This is a genomic window from Bacillus sp. PAMC26543, assembly GCF_014250375.1.
Classification (GTDB): domain Bacteria; phylum Bacillota; class Bacilli; order Bacillales; family Bacillaceae; genus Bacillus; species Bacillus halotolerans.
Genome location: NZ_CP060193.1, coordinates 76,394 through 94,701, shown reverse-complemented (window position 1 = coordinate 94,701; position 18,308 = coordinate 76,394). Strand labels below are relative to the sequence as shown.

Genomic DNA, 18,308 nt, shown 5'->3' with positions numbered 1-18,308 from the left:
AATTTTTAAGGGTTTGCATGATTACACCCGCAGCAAGACGTGTTAAACTATAAAAAGAATGTTTACACTACCTAAAAAAGGATAAGGAGTTATCATGGAAAAAATACTTATTTTCGGACACCAAAATCCAGACACAGATACGATTTGCTCTGCTATTGCTTACGCTGATTTAAAAAACAAACTCGGTTTCAACGCTGAGCCTGTCAGACTTGGACAAGTCAACGGCGAAACACAATACGCGCTAGATTACTTCAAACAAGAAAGCCCTCGTCTTGTAGAAACAGCTGCAAACGAAGTGAACGGCGTTATCCTTGTTGACCACAACGAACGCCAGCAAAGCATCAAGGATATTGAAGACGTTCAGGTTCTTGAAGTCATCGACCACCACAGAATCGCAAACTTCGAAACAGCTGAGCCGCTTTACTATCGTGCTGAGCCTGTCGGCTGTACTGCTACAATCTTAAACAAAATGTACAAAGAAAATAACGTAACAATCGAGAAAGAAATTGCCGGCCTTATGCTGTCTGCTATCATTTCTGACTCTCTGTTATTCAAATCTCCAACTTGCACTGATCAAGACGTAGCGGCAGCAAAAGAACTTGCTGAAATCGCTGGCGTAGATGCTGAAGAATACGGCTTAAACATGCTGAAAGCCGGCGCTGACTTAAGCAAAAAAACAGTTGAAGAGCTGATTTCTCTTGATGCAAAAGAATTCACACTCGGCAGCAAAAAAGTCGAAATCGCACAAGTCAACACAGTGGATATTGAAGATGTGAGAAAGCGCCAAGCTGAGTTAGAAGCAGTGATTTCTAAAGTTGTGGCTGAGAAGAACCTTGATCTGTTCCTTCTTGTGATCACAGACATCTTAGAAAACGATTCACTTGCACTTGCAATCGGTAACGAAGCGGACAAAGTGGAAAAAGCATTCAACGTCACATTAGAAAACAATACAGCCCTTCTTAAAGGCGTTGTTTCTCGTAAAAAACAAGTCGTTCCTGTGTTAACAGACGCGATTGCAGAATAATAAAAAAGCATCCCGCTCGGGACTGACCCCATAAGATGAGACAAATAAAAAACACCTTCAAGTTTGAAAACGGATAGTTGTTATCCTTAAATAAGACTTGGAGGTGTTTTTTGTATGGGAACAAGAGTGAGTTATCCGATTGAAGTCAAACAGAAGGCTGTAGAAATGAGATTGGCAGGCGTACCTATGAAAGAGATCATGCAGGAATTGAATATCAAGAATAAGACGCAGGTTCAGACATGGGTTAGATGGCATAAGGCTGGGGATACACATCGATTTGAACAGCCTGTTGGTAAGCAATACACTTACGGAAAAGGTCCGGAGTATTCTTCCGAATTAGAGAAACTGCAGGCAGAGAACCGTTATCTGAGACAACAGAATGAAGTTCTAAAAAAGTACAACGAATTGGAAAGGAAGTTGATAGCCAAACGTCAGTCGAACTTGTAGAAGTATTGCACAGCACAATGACCGTACAGAATATCTGTGTTCATTTAGGTATTTCACGAGCATCTTATTATCGTTGGAAGAAGAACCTGATGAAAGATCATCCCAAGTGCCATTTGGAAAAACAAATCGGCACGTTGTGCCGAGAGCACAAGTATCGATATGGATATCGAAAAATTACAGCTATATTAAAAAAGGGAATGCGTATTAACTATAAAACGGTTCAGCGTATCATGCAGAAAAATCAGTGGCAGTGCCGGGTTAAGGTGAAAAAGCGCAAGAAGAATGGGCAGCCATATGCCGTGGTTGATAATATATTAGATCGGAACTTTCAGTCCGATCATCCTCTTGAAAAACTAGTAACGGATATCACGTATTTGCCTTATGGACAGAAACAATTGTACCTTTCCAGTATATTGGATGTATACAATGGAGAAGTGATTGCTTTCACGATTGGAGATAAGCAGGACACAGACTTTGTCTTAAACACACTTGATCAGCTGCCAACACTGCCTCAGAACTGCGTGTTACATAGTGACCAAGGATCTGTGTATACATCTTATGAGTATCAGAAAGCTGTTAAAACAAAAGGCATTACCATGAGCATGTCCCGCAAAGGGACGCCCGCTGATAATGCCTCCATCGAATCGTTTTATTCCTCACTAAAGTCTGAAACGTTCTATCTTAACAGCATTAATCGAACCACGACCGCCATCGTAGAACGCACTGTCAAAGAATACATTTATTATTATAACAACATTCGTATTCAAACGAAACTAAACAGCCAATCACCGATAAGCTATCGGCAATTGGCTGTATAAAAGGTGTTTTGATCCCTGTCTCAAAAACGGGGGTCAGTCCCCTCCCGGGATGCTTTTTCTTATTCGCCAAGCTTTTCAATTTGCCCCATCACATCAGTAATTTGCTTAGCGTTTTGGACCAATTCGGATTGCTCCAATTCCTCAAGCGATACCTTTCCTTCTTCCACTTGCTGCAAGACGTCTTCCGCACTTTTTTGCAATGTGTCGTTATGCTCCTGCAGGGTGTTGTGAAGCTCCGCTGCGGCATCAGGCGGTGTTAATTCATTAAAATCAGCCGCTGCCTTTTGAATGGACTCAAGCTGTGTCTCTAGTTTTTCTTTCGCCTCAGTGTCATTTACAGCTTCCTCAGCCAATGCAGGCGCTTCCTCTGCAAACGTCTTCACCTTTTCCACATAAGCTGACGCTTCATTTGTATAATCCAGCCCGTCATTCACCTGATCCAGTATTCCGCATCCGCCTGCCCCCAAAAGACCCGCGCCGGCCAAAACCGTCAGAACCATTTTCTTCATTGTTTGCCCCCTTATCGTTTCTTCTTCATTTTTTCTTTTAAGATCGGAATCAATTTCTCTTTCGCTAATGGCAGCCCCTTCTTCACCAATTCACGTTTCAGCCATTTCTTCAGCTTAGACATAGTGAATCTCCTCTCCCTTTTTTGATAAAAATGAAAAAACTCCACCGATTTGGTGAAGTTCAGAAACAAAAAGACCTTCACCAAATCAGATTTGGCAAAGGTCTCGCTAACAATCAAATTGCCAGCAAAGCCGAGGACACCTTGTCCCGTAATGACGACTTTACTGTGAAAGCTACTCCCCTTTGGAGTGTTCATTTTTATTACTTTCATTCTAAAGCAATGGGCTTTTCCAGTCAAATTCCTGCTGTCCGTTTACATAAAAGAGAGCTGTGGTAATTAAAATTTGAATGGTATTTACATCCGGAGATCATGCTATGACAGAGGAGGTTTTCATCATGAGTCAAGAGCGCGTGAAACGGCCCGGGCATACCAGATGGTATATATCTTCGTTACTGAGCGGCATTATCATTCTTAATTATTTTGATCGAGTGGCCATTTCTGTAGCTGCCCCGGCGATACAAGATTCGTTTCACCTCACAGCAACTGAACTCGGCATTGTGTTTTCGATTTACACATATTCGTACACACTGATGCAGCTGCCCGTCGGAAGTTTATTGGACAGGTTTGGCGTGGCCTGGGTCACAAGAATCGGAATGACGGTTTGGAGCATTTTAACGATCATTCTCGCTTTTTTACAAGGAAAACTGCTCTTATATGTGTTCCGATTTCTCATTGGGCTGACAAGCGCATCGGCGTTCCCCGCCGCTTCCAAAGCAACCGCTCTATGGTTTCCTCCAAGTGAACGGGGTCTGGCGAACTCACTGTTTGATTCAGCCGCCAAATTTTCAAACGTAATCGGAGCGCCGCTGGTCGCCTTTCTCGTCACAACATTTGACTGGCGGGTCGCCTTTTTAACGATCGGATGCATCAATGTGCTGTTTACCATCTTTTTCTGGCAGTACTATGAGCAGCCCGAACGGCACAAACGCATTTCCAAAAGCGAATTAAACTATATTCAGAAACACAATACAATCACAACAGAACAAATCCCCTATAAAACGGTCCCGCTTTTAAAAGCACTGTTTTCCAACCGTAAAGTATGGGGCTTAATGATCGGATTTACGGGGTACGGCTATACATTCAACCTGCTGCTTACATGGCTTCCGACTTTCTTTAAGCATACATACGGAATGGATCTCATGTCATCCGGTTTATTCACCGCCGTGCCGTGGCTGATCTCAACCATTTCCGGCATTGTGGTCGGCGGCTGGCTCGTCGATTACCTTATCAAAAAAGGCTATTCCAACACCAAGGTGTACCGAACCGTGATCATTGTAGGGATGAGCTTCGGCTTTTTCTTTTTGGGCTCCATTTTGACGAATAATATTACCGTTGCAATTATCTGCATTTCAATCGGCCTCGCCGGCGTTTCTGCAACGGCTCCGGTCGGCTGGTCCATCTCCGCAGAACTGGCCCCGATTGGCTCCGTTTCCATGCTGAGTTCCATGGTAAATCTGGCAAACAACCTATTCGGAGGCATAATCGCCGCTTCACTCACGGGATATTTGTTTGATGTGACAGGTTCCTTTACGCTCAGCTTTCTGGTTGCCGGTTTTGTATTGCTGCTTGGGCTGATTTTTTACGTATTTGTGCTAGGAGATGTGAAAAGAATTAAGTTGGAGTAAAGAGTGCTTGTGTGCAAGCACTCTTTTCTTTGATCATAAAACAGCTTTCTCTGGGGCTATATCCCATTCTCTCCGGGCAAAAATAACATCATTTTTATTCTTGACTCCAACCAAAGGTAAGGCCTCATAGTGATAGAGGAAGGAGGAATTGAGTTGTGAAGGTAACAGTAAAAGAATTGTCGCACATTGCGAACGTGACAATCAAAACGCTTTATCACTACCACAAAATCGGCTTGCTGGTCCCAAAAGAAATCAGCGAAGCCGGATATCGGTACTATGGTGCCGACGAGCTAAAAAGACTGCAGGAAATCCTTTTTTACAAAGAATTAGATATTCCTTTGTCAGAAATAAAAAGGTTATTAGTTGAGGATGCTGACAGAACTGGCACATTAGAAAAGCAAAAAAAGCTGTTTGAAAAGAAAATTAAAAAGTACCAGCGCTTCGTTCAAACGGTCAATACGTCTTTAGAATACACAAGAAAAGGTGAGAACATGGATCATAAGGTAATGTTTAAAGGATTTGAAACCGCTGACGAATGGAAACAATCTTTAGCGGAACAAAATGACCATTTAAAAGAGCATTACGATTTTGAAGTAGATGCCCACGCTATCAATGTAGATGAAATGAACAAGATGGCGATAGAGGCAAAACATTTTCTTGATGGAATGGCTGATTTTTTAAGAAGCGGCGTGACGTATCATGACCCTGCCGTGCAAGAGCATGTCATGAATCATATTACGTTCCTGACTCAAAACGGACATCCGACAAGCAAAGAAGATTACGTAAAACAAACGCGTTTTTTTATGCAGGATGATTTTCATCGAGGAATGTTAGAAGAGCAGCAAACCGGTTTATCTTATTATCTGACCGTCGTTGCAGAACACCTGTAGCGTGAGTCTTTGCCACTAACGCATTCCCTCTGCTCAAGTTGCGGCTCCGCCAACAATCGATACATTCTGCCGGTCAACGCCAAAATTCCGCCCGTTCCATTTCAATACGGTTTGAACATATCCCAATGAGTCGGCGTTATACCTTCCGGCGATCCGCTGATACGCCAGCAATTCGTATACGCCGTCTCTGTTGAAATCAACCGGATACAAGCCGGATAAAGGATTAACCCAGCCTTCTATCGGCGCTTTTAAAACACCCTGATTCGTATAAATTTCATTCAAATAGTCTCTGCCTTTGTAAGTAAGATCCAGTATATATTGTTCATGCTGGCGTTGACTGACCACGCTCGCTTTATATTGATTTAGATAGCTCACACTGTACTTGAATTCATCATTAAAAGAATCCGAATTGAAAATCTGCCTGAACTGCCGGTTCATATAGGCAAATACATATGCATAGATAGAGCCTCCGCTTCCCCCGGTATCGATTACAACAGCCACATCTTCCGTTTTATTGCCTGTCACATCAGCCAGAAAAAGTGACGGATTGTATCCGATATTGTTATGAAGCTGGATTTGCCGTTCCTGATGTGTTTTGCCGTCACGTATCACCAAAGTGATATTTCTCCATAGCGGACTGCCTGACGTTTGATTGCCAGTAAGGAAGACTTCATCAGCGACTCCATCTCCCGTCACATCACCCCGCGCTGCAGTAATAATGGCGCGCGAGAAACCGGGCTGCCTATAGACATATGGATACTGGTAAAGCGTTGATTCTCCGCCATGATAAACCCAATAAGGTGCCATTCTGCTGTTGTATGGATTCAATTGAATTCACCCTTTCCTATTCACCTTCATGAATCATTATATGCAGGAAAAGGACACAGCAGATCACATGCAGCCCGTCTTGTTTCAGAATGTCTAAGCACTATAAACTAAATTAAATCCGTACCATATGAATTATCAATTGCACAAAGCCACTCACCTTGCATATTCTTCTTAAACACATAGGTCGCCCTTCTTTCCATCGCATACTCGGAATCCTTTTTATCCGATTCAAGCAGCGTTTGAGAAAGGACCAGAGCAGTGTCGCCTGCTTCCAAAATGACCATTTCCCCTTGTGTCGGGACAAGCTGATGATTGAAATAATTTGCGATCGCAATAAACGCTTTTTTGATTTCTTCTTTACCGCGTGCGATCATGCCAGGCTTCACAACTAAAATGGCATCCTCTGTATAGTAATTCATCAGTGTATCAAAATCTTCGTTCCGGATTGCCGCATCACAAGCAGCAATGATCTCTTTTATTTGCTGTTCCAAAAAGTTCCCTCCCCATCATCACGGTTGGATATATTATACATTGTTTGAGGGGTTGATCATGAAAAAATAAAATGAAAAGTATACCTATTTCCTATATAATGCAAACAGCACGAACAAAACCTATATTTTACAAAGTTCCCGAGTGAAGGGGTGAACGATATTGTCTGTGGAATTCACATTACATAACAATAGACAGCATGATATAAGCGCAGATTGCCAACATTGTTTTGGCCTGTGCTGTGTTGCCTTGCCTTATGCGAAATCGGCCGATTTTGCTTTTGATAAAGATGGCGGAACGCCTTGCCGCAACTTAGAATCAAACTATCAATGTGCCATACATGAAGCTCTTAGAGAAAAAGGATTTCGAGGCTGCTCAGCTTATGAATGCTTTGGCGCCGGTCAAAAGGTATCCCAAATTACTTATGAGGGAAAGGATTGGCGAAAAAACCCGGAATCCGCGAAAGAGATGTTTGACGTTTTTCCAATTATGCAGCAGCTGCATGAGATGCTTTGGTATTTACATGAAGCTCTTTCTATAGAGGCAGCCAAGCCGATTCACCGTGAGCTGCGGGCTTGTTTCGAAAAGACGGACAAACTCACCAGGCTCAGCGCGGAAAACCTGCTGAACCTACATGTGTCCGAGCATAGAGCTGAGGTTAATGAATGGCTGTTAAAAACGAGTGAGCTGGTGCGTGCCCAAGCCCGCAATCAAAAACTCCCGAAAAAAATCAGCCGGGGAAGCGCCCTGATCGGCGCGAAACTGAAAGGGCTTGATCTAAGAGGAGCAAACTTCAGAGGAGCACTGCTCATAGCAGCCGACCTGAGACATTCTGATATGAGAATGACAGATTTCATCGGCGCTGATCTCAGAGATGCTGATTTAAGCGGAGCTGACCTGACAGGAAGCATTTTTCTAACGCAGGCACAAGTGAACGCTGCAAAAGGCAATCCCCGCACAAAGCTTCCGCCTACTTTAAAGATCCCGGCCCATTGGAACAACAGCCAATAAGAAAAGGACCCGCCAGAGGTCCTTTTTTTGTCACCATCATTTCAATTTACTGCCTGCACCTCAGGACATGTCAAATCAGTCATAGCGTGCTGCCTGACACGTTTTCACTCCTTGCCAGAAATACCGACAGCACGAAGGCAAACAGCAGCATGAACGTGATCATACCGACGACACCCAGCCAATGAAAAGCAGACCAAAACACGCCGCCGACTGTTCCGCAGATACTTGAACCTGCGTAATAAAAGAACAAATACAGCGATGAGGCCTGCGCCTTGTTATGCAGGGCTCTCCGTCCAACCCAGCTGCTGGCGACTGAATGCCCTCCAAAGAAACCAAAGGTAAAAAGGGCAATCCCCAGAATTTTTACTGCTAATACGCCGTTTAACGTTAATAATGCACCTGCGAGCACGATAAAAATATTCATCATCAGTATTTTATGATAACCGTATTGATCGACCATTCTTCCAATAAAAGACGAGCTGAAAATCCCGACAATCATCACAATAAATATCCAGCTGACAATCGCTTTGTTAAAGGAATACGGCGGCGCTAACAGCACATACGCAATGTAGTTGAACAATGCAACATTGCTTCCGAGAAGCAAAAAACCAATGAAGAACAAGCTTAACAGTTTCCGGTCCTTCAAGTGGCTGATTAAAGACATTCCCAACTGACCGATCTCAAGTTTTCTCGGCGTAAAATGGGTCGATTGAGGCAAATTCATAAAAAATATCATACTCGCTATCAAACTGATCACACCAATTGACCCCATCGCTATATGCCAAGTAAAGTACTCACTCAAGAGCCCTGAAACAATCCTTCCAAAAACGGCGCCGATCGCGTTTCCGCTGATATACAGCCCCATCGCCGACCCAAGGCTTCCGGGTTCAATTTCTTCTCCAAGATAAGCCATCGCAATCGAAGGGAGACCAGCGAGCGCAATCCCTTGAATGGTTCTCAATACGAGCAGCGTATGAAAATTCGGGCTGAAGGCCGACGCCAGACAGAGAACGGATGCGGCCAGCATGGATACAGCCATAATCGGCTTACGTCCCCATACCTCTGACAACGAACCGAAAACAAGCATGCTGACAGCTAAGAGCATTGTTGTAGCAGATAAAGAAAGACTCGCTGTTGTAGGGGTCACATGAAACTCCCGCGTAAATTCCTCCATAAGCGGCTGTACACAATACAGAATGGCAAATGTATTAAAACCTGCAGCAAAGAAAGCAAACGTAATTTTACGAAAAACCGGTGTGCCTTTTTGAATGTATGTCATCGGGACTTTATCTGCCCCTCACCATTTTGTTGAAGACTGCACTCCATAAACACCCATCCTTTATTTCTTGCGATTTCAAACATCCTCGAGTCTGTTTATACATTTATCTTAGCACCGTTGATATATGTTGTATAATGCATAATAAATATCCAATTCATGCTTAAATGTAATGTAGGAGGTGTTGACGATTTGGAATGGGAACAATTTGAATATTTTCAAACACTGGCCCGCATGGAGCACGTCACGAAGGCGGCACAAAGTCTGTCGATCACACAGCCTGCGCTTTCACGCTCAATCGCCAGACTCGAACACCATTTAGGCGTCCCGCTATTCGACAGGCAAGGACGTTCGATTAAACTAAACAAATACGGAGAAATATTTTTAAGACGCGTTCATGCCATGATGAAGGAATATACCGAAGGGAAAGAAGAAATCCAAGCTTTGTTACAGCCTGACCAAGGCGAAGTGTCTCTCGGTTTTTTACATACATTAGGAACAACGCTGGTTCCCGATTTAATCGGCAGCTTTCAGCAGAAATATCCCGACATTACCTTCCAGCTGAAGCAAAACCATTCATATTGGCTGCTTGAACGATTAAAATCCGGAGATCTGGATCTCTGTCTCCTTGCCTCCATCAAGCCTGAAAAGCTGATCCGCTGGATACAATTATGGAGCGAAGAACTGTTTGTATTTGTGCCAAACAACCATCCGTTATCTCATCGAGAAAGCATTGCACTGACCGAAGTCGCCGATGAGCGTTTCATTTTATTGAAAAAAGGATATGCGCTTCGCATGACGGTTGATGAATTGTTTGAGAAAGCGGACATTCAACCGAACATTATGTTTGAGGGTGAAGAAGCAGCCACTGCGGCAGGTTTTGTGGCAGCCGGTCTTGGCATATCCATTCTGCCCGATCTTAAAGGGTTAGACCAAAGCAAAATCACAAAAATTCGTGTCAGCTGGCCGGAATGTCAGCGCGTCATAGGAATCGCCTGGATAGAAGGCAGATTTTTATCCCCGGTGGCAGAGACCTTTAAACAGTATGTCATCAGCCATTTTTCTGATAAAGAGGAGGATCAATCATGAATGTGAAGAGAATAACGACAGAACATGATTTACATACAGCGTTTGACATCAGAAAGACAGTATTTGTTGAGGAACAAGGCTGTCCAGTTTCCGACGAGTTCGATGAGTTCGATACACTCCATGGGGATTGCCAGCACATTCTGGTTTACCATGAACAACAGCCGGTCGGCACAGCGCGTGTGCGTATCGTTGATCACGCGGGCAAACTGGAAAGAATCTGTATTCTGAAGCCCTATCGCAAATTCGGGTTGGGGAAAGTGATTGTCGATGAGTTAGAACGCATTGTGAAAGAAAAAAGCATTTATACATGTAAACTGCACGGTCAGACACAGGCAGCAGGCTTTTATGAAAAGCTCGGCTATCAGACAGCATCAGAGGAATTTATATTGGATGGCATTCCGCATGTGCTGATGACAAAAGAAGACGATTCCAGCCAATAAATTGTTCACAAATTTGTCACTTATGAGCATGTGTGATTCATTGGTATACTAATCACCGATTATTGAGAGAAGGATTGATTGTATGCCAGCAAATAAAAAAGAAGGCCTTATCTTTGGCGTGATGATGTGCTTTGGGATGGTCTGCGTCATGTCGATTTACAATGCAGTGATCAACGGAGCCATTCGTGATTTTTCATGGGTTACAGCTTTTGAGATGATCATTGGATTTATTGTAGCGTTACTGTTAGATTTACTTTTAGTCGGTCCGCTCGCAAGAAAAATGACATTCAAAATGCCGTTCGACAAGTCTAAGAAATTATATATGGTCCTTGCCATGTCGACTTGTATGGTGGTTGGTATGGTACTTTGCATGTCTGTTTTCGGATTAATCACGGCAGCTTTGTCGAATGGACTTAACGAGAACAGCCTATTCAGCGCTTACCTTATGATCGTTCTGAAAAACTTTATTTTAGCCTACCCATTGCAATTATTAATAATGGGCCCTTTAGTCCGGGGCATTTTCGTAAAGTTTGTAAAACCCAAGGTTTCAGCCGCAGTTTGATGGATGACTAATATGAAAAGGAGTGAGCGTACCAACTCCTCCTTTTCCAACATCCTGTCTATTCACCGGACATACCAACGAGAGACTCCTGTTCAGATTCACGAAACGGATGTAAAACAAGTTCAGCAAAAGCCTTTGCTGCCGGCAATGGCCATTTTTTCTTTTTGATCAGCATATGGGAATACAGCGGATCGAATGCTTCAGAATGACCAAGGATTTTCAGCTTACCGCTTTCCACCTCTTCTTTCACTGTCACATAAGGTAAAACAGAAAAGCCAAGCCCGCTCATGACCGTTTGTTTGATCGCTTCGATACTCCACAGCTCCATTGTTTGAACGTTGCAGATGTCATGCTTAACAAGATACCTTTCAAACATTGATCGATAGCTGCAGCCTTCTTCATTTGTGATAAAAAAATGGCCGCTGATATCTTGTTTATAATCATCAAAATGATCCGGTCCGTCATGACTGCCCACAAGGACAATCCTCTCCTCAGTTAAAGTATAATGAATGCATTTGTCCGGGCTAATTGCTGGATAGACCATAAAAGCAATATCCACCCGTCCGCTCAATAAATCTACCTGGTTTTCCCCGCATGTCCCATTGCTTAATATAATCTTCACATGAGGATATTTCAGTGAAAATTCCCTTATGATTGGCCCTAGTCTAGAAATCGTTAAAGACTCAGGTGCGGCTACCTTTAATACTCCGTTGATTTCATGAACACTCTTCATATTCTTGATCTGGTCGTGGGCAGAAAGTAAATCTTCTGCCAAAGGGATTAATTCTCTGCCTAAATGAGTCAGCTTTAGATTTCTTTTTTCATACGAAAATAAAGCGCCGCCGATCTCCTGCTCAAGCGCTTGGATATGAGTGGTGATCGTGGATTGCGTATAACCCAGCTTAGCAGCAGCTCCCGTGTAACTTCCCATTTCTACAATGGCCTGGAACGTGACAAGATGTCTGATCTCCATACGATTTCTCCTTCTATCGAAAAAAATGATAATGCTTTTTTATATTTCAATTTTATTTATAGATATGACTATCATACAATAAAAACTGCCCAATATGACATTAGTAAATGAAGGTGATTCAATGAGTATTATAGCTTTTCTTTCGTATGTGATTTTGACATCCATTACGCCCGGCCCAAGTAACATCTTAATGATGAATGAAGCGCGAAGGTTTGGCTTTATCGGTTCGTGGCGTTTTAATAGCGGCATCTTATCGGGCTTTGCAGCACTGGGGATTCTCAGCGGTATATTCACAATAGGTGTATACAATTGGATTCCTTTTGTTGAGCCCTACTTCAAAATAGCTGGTGCAGTCTATTTGCTCTATTTGGCCTGGCAGATCGGTTTCGCCAAAGGCTCAAAGAAGGATTCCGGAGATACGCACTCTTCTTTTTTATCCGGTTTCATCTTCCAGATCATCAATATCAAAAGCGTTTTGTTCTTCTTAACATTGATGAGTGCTTTTATACTGCCGTTTCAGCATTCAATGACATCAATTATTTTTTATCTCTCATTGGCCATTTTTCTGGGCTGGTTCGCCCTGCTGCTATGGTCAGGGTTCGGCTCTGTTTTTAAAAAGCTTTTTGAAAAACACGATAAGGCATTTCGAGTCATCATGTGCTTGCTGCTCATTTATTCTGCGGTAAGTATCTTTCTTTAGTTAATCTCATCTGATACGAAAGCAGCTATGCAGGATTAATAATAGATTTAGTGAAATGTATACTTTGCAGGAGGGATCGTGAATGATAAAACGACTTGATCATTTGGTGTTAACGGTAAAAAGCCTTCAGGAGACAATCCGCTTCTACACCTCTGTTTTGGGAATGCAGGAAGAAACGTTTGGTTCAGGCAGAAAAGCATTGCGTTTTGGCAATCAAAAAATAAACTTGCATGAGGCCGGTCATGAATTCGAACCTAAGGCACAGCACCCATTACCGGGATCTGCGGATTTGTGTTTTATCACTGATGAACCTATCAATAAAGTAGTAGAACATCTCACGAAAATGAATGTCAATATAGAGCAAGGACCTGTAAAAAGAACCGGCGCCCTTGGCCCGATTATCTCTGTTTATATTCGAGATCCCGATCAGAACCTCGTCGAAATATCAGAGTATCTTTAAATCTCCCAAAACATACCGAGTGTTTGGTATGTTTTGAGGGACTTATTCCTTCTAAAAACGATACTCAAAATAGTCTCACTCTTCTCCCCAACCAATTCATATTTACTGTTACAAACTTTCTTTAATCTCTATATTTTAAAACATACCTTTTATACAGTTCTTCGTTATAAAGAATGCTTTGTCCATGCGAAGAGCAGATAAGAGTTGGTTTGATTTCATCTATGATTGCGCCGCTATCTATATTCTCATTCATATCGACGCTGAATTTTCTGATAGGCGGGTGCAGCTCCTCCTTACTTGTAATAAAAAGGTCTCCCGATAATAAAATGTTATCAATTTCATGATGGTAGATAACATGCCCCGGAGAATGTCCGGGTGTTACATAGTATTGTATCGGCAAATGAGTAAGTGTATGCTCCGTCAGCGGCCGGACAGTATGTGCTACCCTTGTGTTTTCGACGTCATTTTTGTTCGGATAAGGCGCTTCTCCATTTATATAAATCAGTTCTTTTTGATGGGCATAAATAGGAATGTCAAACTTCTCTAACCATTTTGCTGCACCTTGAATATGATCACTATGGCCATGGGTAAGCAGAATGGCTTTGGGATGACCAATTGCTAACGCTGCCTTTATTTGAGCATCTGCGAAACGTTCTATTCCTGTATCAATGATATAAACATCATCACCATCTTTAATAAACCAAATATGAACTGGGATATGAATCGGTATATCGAGTTCAAATTCACACTGATAGACATGTTCTGATATTTGTATTAAGTTCAAGCAAACCACTTCCTTTGAATATTTTTGTAAATGGCTTTACACATTGTTGGCTGAAAATGGAAAGGAATCATCATCGATACCCTGTCTCATCAACCGGTCAGGTTTAATGAACTGAAAAGATCAATACCGGGTATCACACAAAGGATGCTGACGTTGCAGCTAAGGGAACGGAAAACAGATGGTGTGGTGAAGACATCACAGGCTTTACGTCTCGAAACATAAGGAGATAAGCCACTTTATCACTTTGCGTTCCGCTACTCATATGAATATGGCACCCATCTGCTTTCTCCACTTTTGATGGAGGAAGTATGTTTTCCATTCAAAATCTTAGATACTCAATTTAAAGTATTTCTCAAATGCAGCTTTTCCGCTTTGTGTAACCTTAATAGCTCTAGTTTTAGGCATACGCACAATCCATTGCAGTTCTAGCATCCTGTCTAATAATGCATGTCCCAAAGCGCCTGCTAAATGATGCTGCCGCTCGCTCCAATCTAAACAGCAAAGCGCAAAAGCTCTCCTCTTATTTCTTTGTTTTTCTTCGTCGACTCCAAAATCCTTTAAAAACAAAGAGCCTTCTGAAGTGACCTCAAAGTGTAAATCCGTTTTTCGTAAGAAGCCCTGCTCGACTAATGAATGTGTCACTTGCACGCCGATATAACCAGCCAGATGATCATAACAGGTACGGGCAAAGTGTAAATCACTTTTTTCTTTTGAATCATTGAAAGACTTCACTTTTGAATCAGGCGAAATACTGAGCAATTGTTCTATCACTTTTGCAGCATCGGCGCTAGCCAATTTATAATACCGATGTCTTCCATGCTTCTCTACACTGATGAGCTGTGCTTCAAGTAATTTTTGCAGGTGAAAGCTCGCAGTTTGAGGCTTGATTTTAGCGAAATATGCAAGCTCTCCAGCAGGGTGTATTCTTCCATCCATAAGGGTCAAAAGAATAGAAGAACGCGTGGGGTCAGATAGTAACGAAGCAACCTTTGCAATATTAGGATTCATCATTCTCCTCCTTACATTCATATTTCGATGATAGTTGAAATGTTAAACCTTTACAATATGAATAAATAATGATTAGGAGGCATTAAGCGTTGAACAGTGAAAAACAAGACACCCTTCATTTTAAAGAAATCAAACCAAACATTATGTACTATGGCACGTCAACATTCCTTCTTTCCACTTTGAATGAAGATGGAACCACCAATATTAGTCCGATGTCTTCCTCTTGGGCGCTTGGAAACTATATTGTTCTGGGAGTAGGACTAGGAGGAAAAGCTATTGAAAATATAAAGAGACACAAAGAATGTGTCATTAACTTGCCCAGCCCCGATTTATGGAAAAACGTTGAAAGAATTTCGTCTTTTAGCGGAAAAAAGAATATCCCGCCTTTGAAGAAACAGCTCGGGTTTACTTACAAAAAAGAGAAATACGAAGCGGCAGGGTTAACACCTTTACCATCAATGACAGTAGCACCAACAAGGATTAAAGAATGCCCTATCCAAATAGAAGCAGAAGTGAAACATATTCGGATACCAGATTACGAACCATCATTTGCGATTGTGGAAACACAAGCTTTACATTTTCATGCCGAGGAAAAGATCATATTGAACGACAACCACATTGACCCTTTAAAATGGAGTCCGCTTATTTATAATTTCAGACACTATTTTGGTTTAGGAAAAGAAATAGGAAAAACCTTTCGTTCGGAAACATGACTCATTTTGTCCTGCATTTTGAAGAGTTTTTGGTTGATGTGCTGCGATATACCTCAAATTTTTCAGAACTAAATGTTTTTTAAAATAAAGCCTATAAATGCTTCACAAGATATCGGCTACTAACAGAGTTTAAAGTTGTTAAGTTTTGAAGAAATAAAAAAAGAAGCTGCCTTAGTTGTCGCTTCTTTTTTTATGGGCAATAACGTGTCATTGGTGATATGTCTGTTAAAGTAAGCACCTGTCTCAATTTCATTCCAACATTTTTTATAAGAAACAATTGAAATGGCTAGTTCTCCATGTCTTACCATTACTGAGACAAGACTCCGGCTTGCTGAAGTTTTTCTATGATCTGACCTGGCTTTTTATCTTTTCCATTTCTTAATCGGCAGAACTCGCGGTTTGTTTCAAAATCCTTTACATAAATGATCTCAACTTTTTGACTGCTTTCTTCATATTCCCCTTAAAATTGAATAATCACTTTCCCTTTTGGTCGTCCATTTGCGACTAGTTTTAGCGCTTCGTTTACATTGTCTATGGTAAATCGTGTTGGATGAATTGCTGGAACAATGTTGTTTTCTTCAATGATTTTGGTAATCTCTTTAAGTTGTACGCCGTCAGAACGAACGAAGATAAAATGGTATTCTACGTTTTGTTTCTTGGCTTTGCGGTCAAACTTTGCACCAGCAAGGGAAAATAGCATTTGTTTCCACAACGGGAAATTTTGGTCTTTTCCGAAACGTTTATTTGGGCCTGTACGGAGAGAGAGCAATCTTCCGCCCGGTTTGATAATACTCAATTCACTGTCAAATTCTTTAGGTCCCAGTGTATCCATCACGTAATCCACATTCGACAACAAGTCAACATAGTTTTCTATTGTATAATCCAAATATTGGTCTGCACCCATTTCCAAAGTGCGTTCGCGCGCTTCTGAGCTGCCACTTACAATGACATTTAGGCCCATTGCCTTTGCGATTGGTACAGCCATTTGGCCAAAGCTGCCTGATCCACCTGGAATGAAAACAGATTTACCTGACTGTGCCTCAAGTTCTTCATGCAGACCTTGATACGCTGTGAGTCCAGCCAGTGGTGCAGCAGCGGCTTCCACGTAAGACAAATTTTTTGGCATGGGTGCAATTGCAGCAGCGTCAATTGCGGCATATTCCGCAAAAGCACCAATTTTTTCGAGCGGGAGACGTGTATAGATGGCATCTCCTACGTGAAATTCTGTCACGTTTTTTCCGACTTTTTCGATAACTCCTGTCAATTCATTACCAAGCGTTAATGGGAATTCATAATCTTGAATCAGTTTCACGCTGCCTGTAATAATTAACATTTCGAGTGGATTGACCGCCGCAGCTTTGACCTTTACCAAAACTTCATTTTCACCGGTTTCTGGAATTGGAATGTCATTGATTTGGGCATAGATATTTTTTGAGTACTTGGTGATCTGAGCTGCTTTCATGAGTGTTTTCATTTTTTATCAGCATCCTCTATCATATTACATATATTGGGTCTTTGCCTTTTTGTATAATCGTTTAGGCGGAGGGGAATCTTATTCCTATTTTAACCCGCCACCTAAACCATAAAGAGTTCACTACATTTCCTATTTATTCATTAACATTAGTCATTTTTAGAACGATCATTCTCAAATGATTAAATTTTTTAAAACCGCTTCTGTAAACAAATGTTTCTCATCCTCCAAGTGGCAGTGATATAGAGTATCGTTATATAGGTTAAATATTACATTTCTAGAATCGGATAGATTTGATCTCTTAATTTAAATTCATAGTTTTCGTCTACAATACCTACTGCTTGATTACGATCATAAAGCTCCATCATAAAACTCGCCACTTGCTCAACTGTGTGGTACATCGGGATATTTGTTTTGTAATCAAATTCTATCGTATCAGATGCATTTTTCATGAATTCTGTTTCCGTGATTGCTGGTGCTAAAACTTTCACCTTCATTTTCGCACCTTTGCGTTCCAGTTCTTTTGCAAGCCCTTCTGTAAATGCACTAACAAAGTATTTAGATGCAGAATACGTAATACTGCCAACAGCAATTGCATACCCGAGTGCCGATGATACGTTAATTAACTGAGTTCCTTCTACATCAGAATAATCACGTACAAATAGTGTAGAAAGAATCGTTAAGGATTCTACGTTGACACGCAACATGGTTTCCACTTTCTCTAAATTCTGATCTGTGACAGAAGAGGATTCACCAAGCCCGGCATTATTAATCCAAGTCTCAATTTGATATTCCTTTAAATTGTCATACAGTGTATATGCCTGATCTGTGACAGATAAGTCACTTGTACGAATAATAACATCCAAATCAGAATTAATATTGTGAATTGTTGATTTAAGCTCTTCTAATTTATCTAATCTTCTAGCTACAATAATTAAGTTTTTGCCGCGAGCAGCAAACGCTAATGCTGTCTCATATCCTATGCCTGAGCTTGCTCCTGTAATAACTGTGTACTTCATATGATTCTCTCCTCAAAAACATATTTTTTTATTAATTCTCCATATCACAA

General features: G+C 41.6%; 20 protein-coding genes and 1 pseudogene. 12 read left to right on the top strand and 9 right to left on the bottom strand.

Going from position 1 to position 18,308, the window contains the following annotated elements:
* Positions 1-94 precede the first annotated feature (94 nt).
* Complete coding sequence (locus H7F27_RS00520) at positions 95-1,024, top strand: manganese-dependent inorganic pyrophosphatase (protein ID WP_010332614.1); 930 nt, start codon at positions 95-97, stop codon at positions 1,022-1,024.
* A 114-nt stretch (positions 1,025-1,138) separates the two neighbouring features.
* Positions 1,139-2,289, top strand: a protein-coding gene (locus tag H7F27_RS00515; RefSeq protein ID WP_185848388.1) for an IS3 family transposase whose coding sequence is annotated in 2 segments (ribosomal slippage) — positions 1,139-1,412 and positions 1,412-2,289 — 1,152 coding nt in all. Because the reading frame shifts where the segments join, the coding sequence is not laid out codon by codon here.
* 59 nt (positions 2,290-2,348) lie between these two features.
* On the opposite strand, the gene H7F27_RS00510 is transcribed toward H7F27_RS00515, so the two are convergent.
* Positions 2,349-2,798 carry a DUF6376 family protein gene (locus tag H7F27_RS00510; protein WP_185848387.1) on the bottom strand — a complete coding sequence of 150 codons (450 nt, stop codon included), beginning with the start codon at positions 2,796-2,798 and terminating at the stop codon, positions 2,349-2,351.
* 436 nt (positions 2,799-3,234) lie between these two features.
* Between H7F27_RS00510 and H7F27_RS00505 the strand changes: the two genes are divergently transcribed.
* Complete coding sequence (locus tag H7F27_RS00505) at positions 3,235-4,545, top strand: MFS transporter (RefSeq protein ID WP_038954331.1); 1,311 nt, start codon at positions 3,235-3,237, stop codon at positions 4,543-4,545.
* Between the two features lie 155 nt (positions 4,546-4,700).
* Complete coding sequence (locus H7F27_RS00500) at positions 4,701-5,435, top strand: MerR family transcriptional regulator (RefSeq protein ID WP_185848386.1); 735 nt, start codon at positions 4,701-4,703, stop codon at positions 5,433-5,435.
* Between the two features lie 33 nt (positions 5,436-5,468).
* On the opposite strand, the gene H7F27_RS00495 is transcribed toward H7F27_RS00500, so the two are convergent.
* Both H7F27_RS00495 and H7F27_RS00490 read right to left on the bottom strand, forming a co-directional pair.
* The gene (locus H7F27_RS00495; RefSeq protein ID WP_024123533.1) at positions 5,469-6,263 is read right to left on the bottom strand and encodes a hypothetical protein; all 795 of its coding nucleotides are present in this window, start codon (positions 6,261-6,263) and stop codon (positions 5,469-5,471) included.
* A gap of 107 nt (positions 6,264-6,370) precedes the next feature.
* Entirely contained in the window at positions 6,371-6,754 is a 384-nt protein-coding gene (locus tag H7F27_RS00490; RefSeq protein WP_095712571.1) for a YybH family protein, read from the bottom strand.
* Between the two features lie 160 nt (positions 6,755-6,914).
* Between H7F27_RS00490 and H7F27_RS00485 the strand changes: the two genes are divergently transcribed.
* A complete protein-coding gene (locus H7F27_RS00485) occupies positions 6,915-7,763 on the top strand; it encodes a pentapeptide repeat-containing protein (protein WP_103672073.1) in 849 nt (282 codons plus the stop codon).
* 79 nt (positions 7,764-7,842) lie between these two features.
* On the opposite strand, the gene H7F27_RS00480 is transcribed toward H7F27_RS00485, so the two are convergent.
* Positions 7,843-9,042 (bottom strand): MFS transporter, encoded by a 1,200-nt coding sequence (locus tag H7F27_RS00480; protein WP_185848385.1) that lies wholly within the window; start codon positions 9,040-9,042, stop codon positions 7,843-7,845.
* Positions 9,043-9,231: 189 nt separating this feature from the next.
* Here H7F27_RS00480 and H7F27_RS00475 point away from each other — a divergent pair, with 189 nt between their 5' ends.
* From H7F27_RS00475 to H7F27_RS00465, 3 genes are all read left to right on the top strand, one after another.
* Complete coding sequence (locus tag H7F27_RS00475; RefSeq protein ID WP_101859645.1) at positions 9,232-10,128, top strand: LysR family transcriptional regulator; 897 nt, start codon at positions 9,232-9,234, stop codon at positions 10,126-10,128.
* Positions 10,125-10,568 (top strand): GNAT family N-acetyltransferase, encoded by a 444-nt coding sequence (locus H7F27_RS00470; RefSeq protein ID WP_101865089.1) that lies wholly within the window; start codon positions 10,125-10,127, stop codon positions 10,566-10,568. The genes H7F27_RS00475 and H7F27_RS00470 overlap by 4 nt, the downstream gene beginning before the upstream one ends.
* An 82-nt stretch (positions 10,569-10,650) precedes the next feature.
* Complete coding sequence (locus tag H7F27_RS00465) at positions 10,651-11,130, top strand: DUF2798 domain-containing protein (RefSeq protein ID WP_101859643.1); 480 nt, start codon at positions 10,651-10,653, stop codon at positions 11,128-11,130.
* 58 nt (positions 11,131-11,188) lie between these two features.
* On the opposite strand, the gene H7F27_RS00460 is transcribed toward H7F27_RS00465, so the two are convergent.
* Positions 11,189-12,103, bottom strand: coding sequence for a LysR family transcriptional regulator (locus tag H7F27_RS00460; protein WP_185848384.1), 915 nt, complete (start codon positions 12,101-12,103; stop codon positions 11,189-11,191).
* 121 nt (positions 12,104-12,224) lie between these two features.
* Here H7F27_RS00460 and H7F27_RS00455 point away from each other — a divergent pair, with 121 nt between their 5' ends.
* Together H7F27_RS00455 and H7F27_RS00450 are read left to right on the top strand one after the other, a co-directional pair.
* Positions 12,225-12,803, top strand: a complete 579-nt coding sequence (locus tag H7F27_RS00455; RefSeq protein ID WP_185848383.1) for a LysE family translocator — start codon at positions 12,225-12,227, stop codon at positions 12,801-12,803.
* An 82-nt stretch (positions 12,804-12,885) separates the two neighbouring features.
* Entirely contained in the window at positions 12,886-13,263 is a 378-nt protein-coding gene (locus H7F27_RS00450) for a VOC family protein (RefSeq protein ID WP_024123541.1), read from the top strand.
* 121 nt (positions 13,264-13,384) lie between these two features.
* Here the strand turns inward: H7F27_RS00450 and H7F27_RS00445 are convergent, their stop codons facing one another.
* The gene (locus H7F27_RS00445) at positions 13,385-14,047 is read right to left on the bottom strand and encodes an MBL fold metallo-hydrolase (protein WP_101859640.1); all 663 of its coding nucleotides are present in this window, start codon (positions 14,045-14,047) and stop codon (positions 13,385-13,387) included.
* A gap of 30 nt (positions 14,048-14,077) precedes the next feature.
* Here H7F27_RS00445 and H7F27_RS00440 point away from each other — a divergent pair.
* A pseudogene (locus H7F27_RS00440) lies at positions 14,078-14,269 on the top strand (winged helix-turn-helix transcriptional regulator).
* 105 nt (positions 14,270-14,374) lie between these two features.
* Here H7F27_RS00440 and H7F27_RS00435 read toward each other — a convergent pair.
* Positions 14,375-15,055, bottom strand: coding sequence for an ArsR/SmtB family transcription factor (locus H7F27_RS00435; RefSeq protein ID WP_024123543.1), 681 nt, complete (start codon positions 15,053-15,055; stop codon positions 14,375-14,377).
* Between the two features lie 89 nt (positions 15,056-15,144).
* Between H7F27_RS00435 and H7F27_RS00430 the strand changes: the two genes are divergently transcribed.
* Positions 15,145-15,768, top strand: a complete 624-nt coding sequence (locus H7F27_RS00430; protein WP_024123544.1) for a flavin reductase family protein — start codon at positions 15,145-15,147, stop codon at positions 15,766-15,768.
* Between the two features lie 460 nt (positions 15,769-16,228).
* Here H7F27_RS00430 and H7F27_RS00425 read toward each other — a convergent pair whose 3' ends face one another.
* Both H7F27_RS00425 and H7F27_RS00420 read right to left on the bottom strand, forming a co-directional pair.
* Positions 16,229-17,242 carry an NADP-dependent oxidoreductase gene (locus H7F27_RS00425; RefSeq protein WP_185848382.1) on the bottom strand — a complete coding sequence of 338 codons (1,014 nt, stop codon included), beginning with the start codon at positions 17,240-17,242 and terminating at the stop codon, positions 16,229-16,231.
* A gap of 266 nt (positions 17,243-17,508) precedes the next feature.
* Positions 17,509-18,258, bottom strand: coding sequence for an SDR family NAD(P)-dependent oxidoreductase (locus H7F27_RS00420; protein WP_103672078.1), 750 nt, complete (start codon positions 18,256-18,258; stop codon positions 17,509-17,511).
* Between the last annotated feature and the right edge of the window lie 50 nt (positions 18,259-18,308).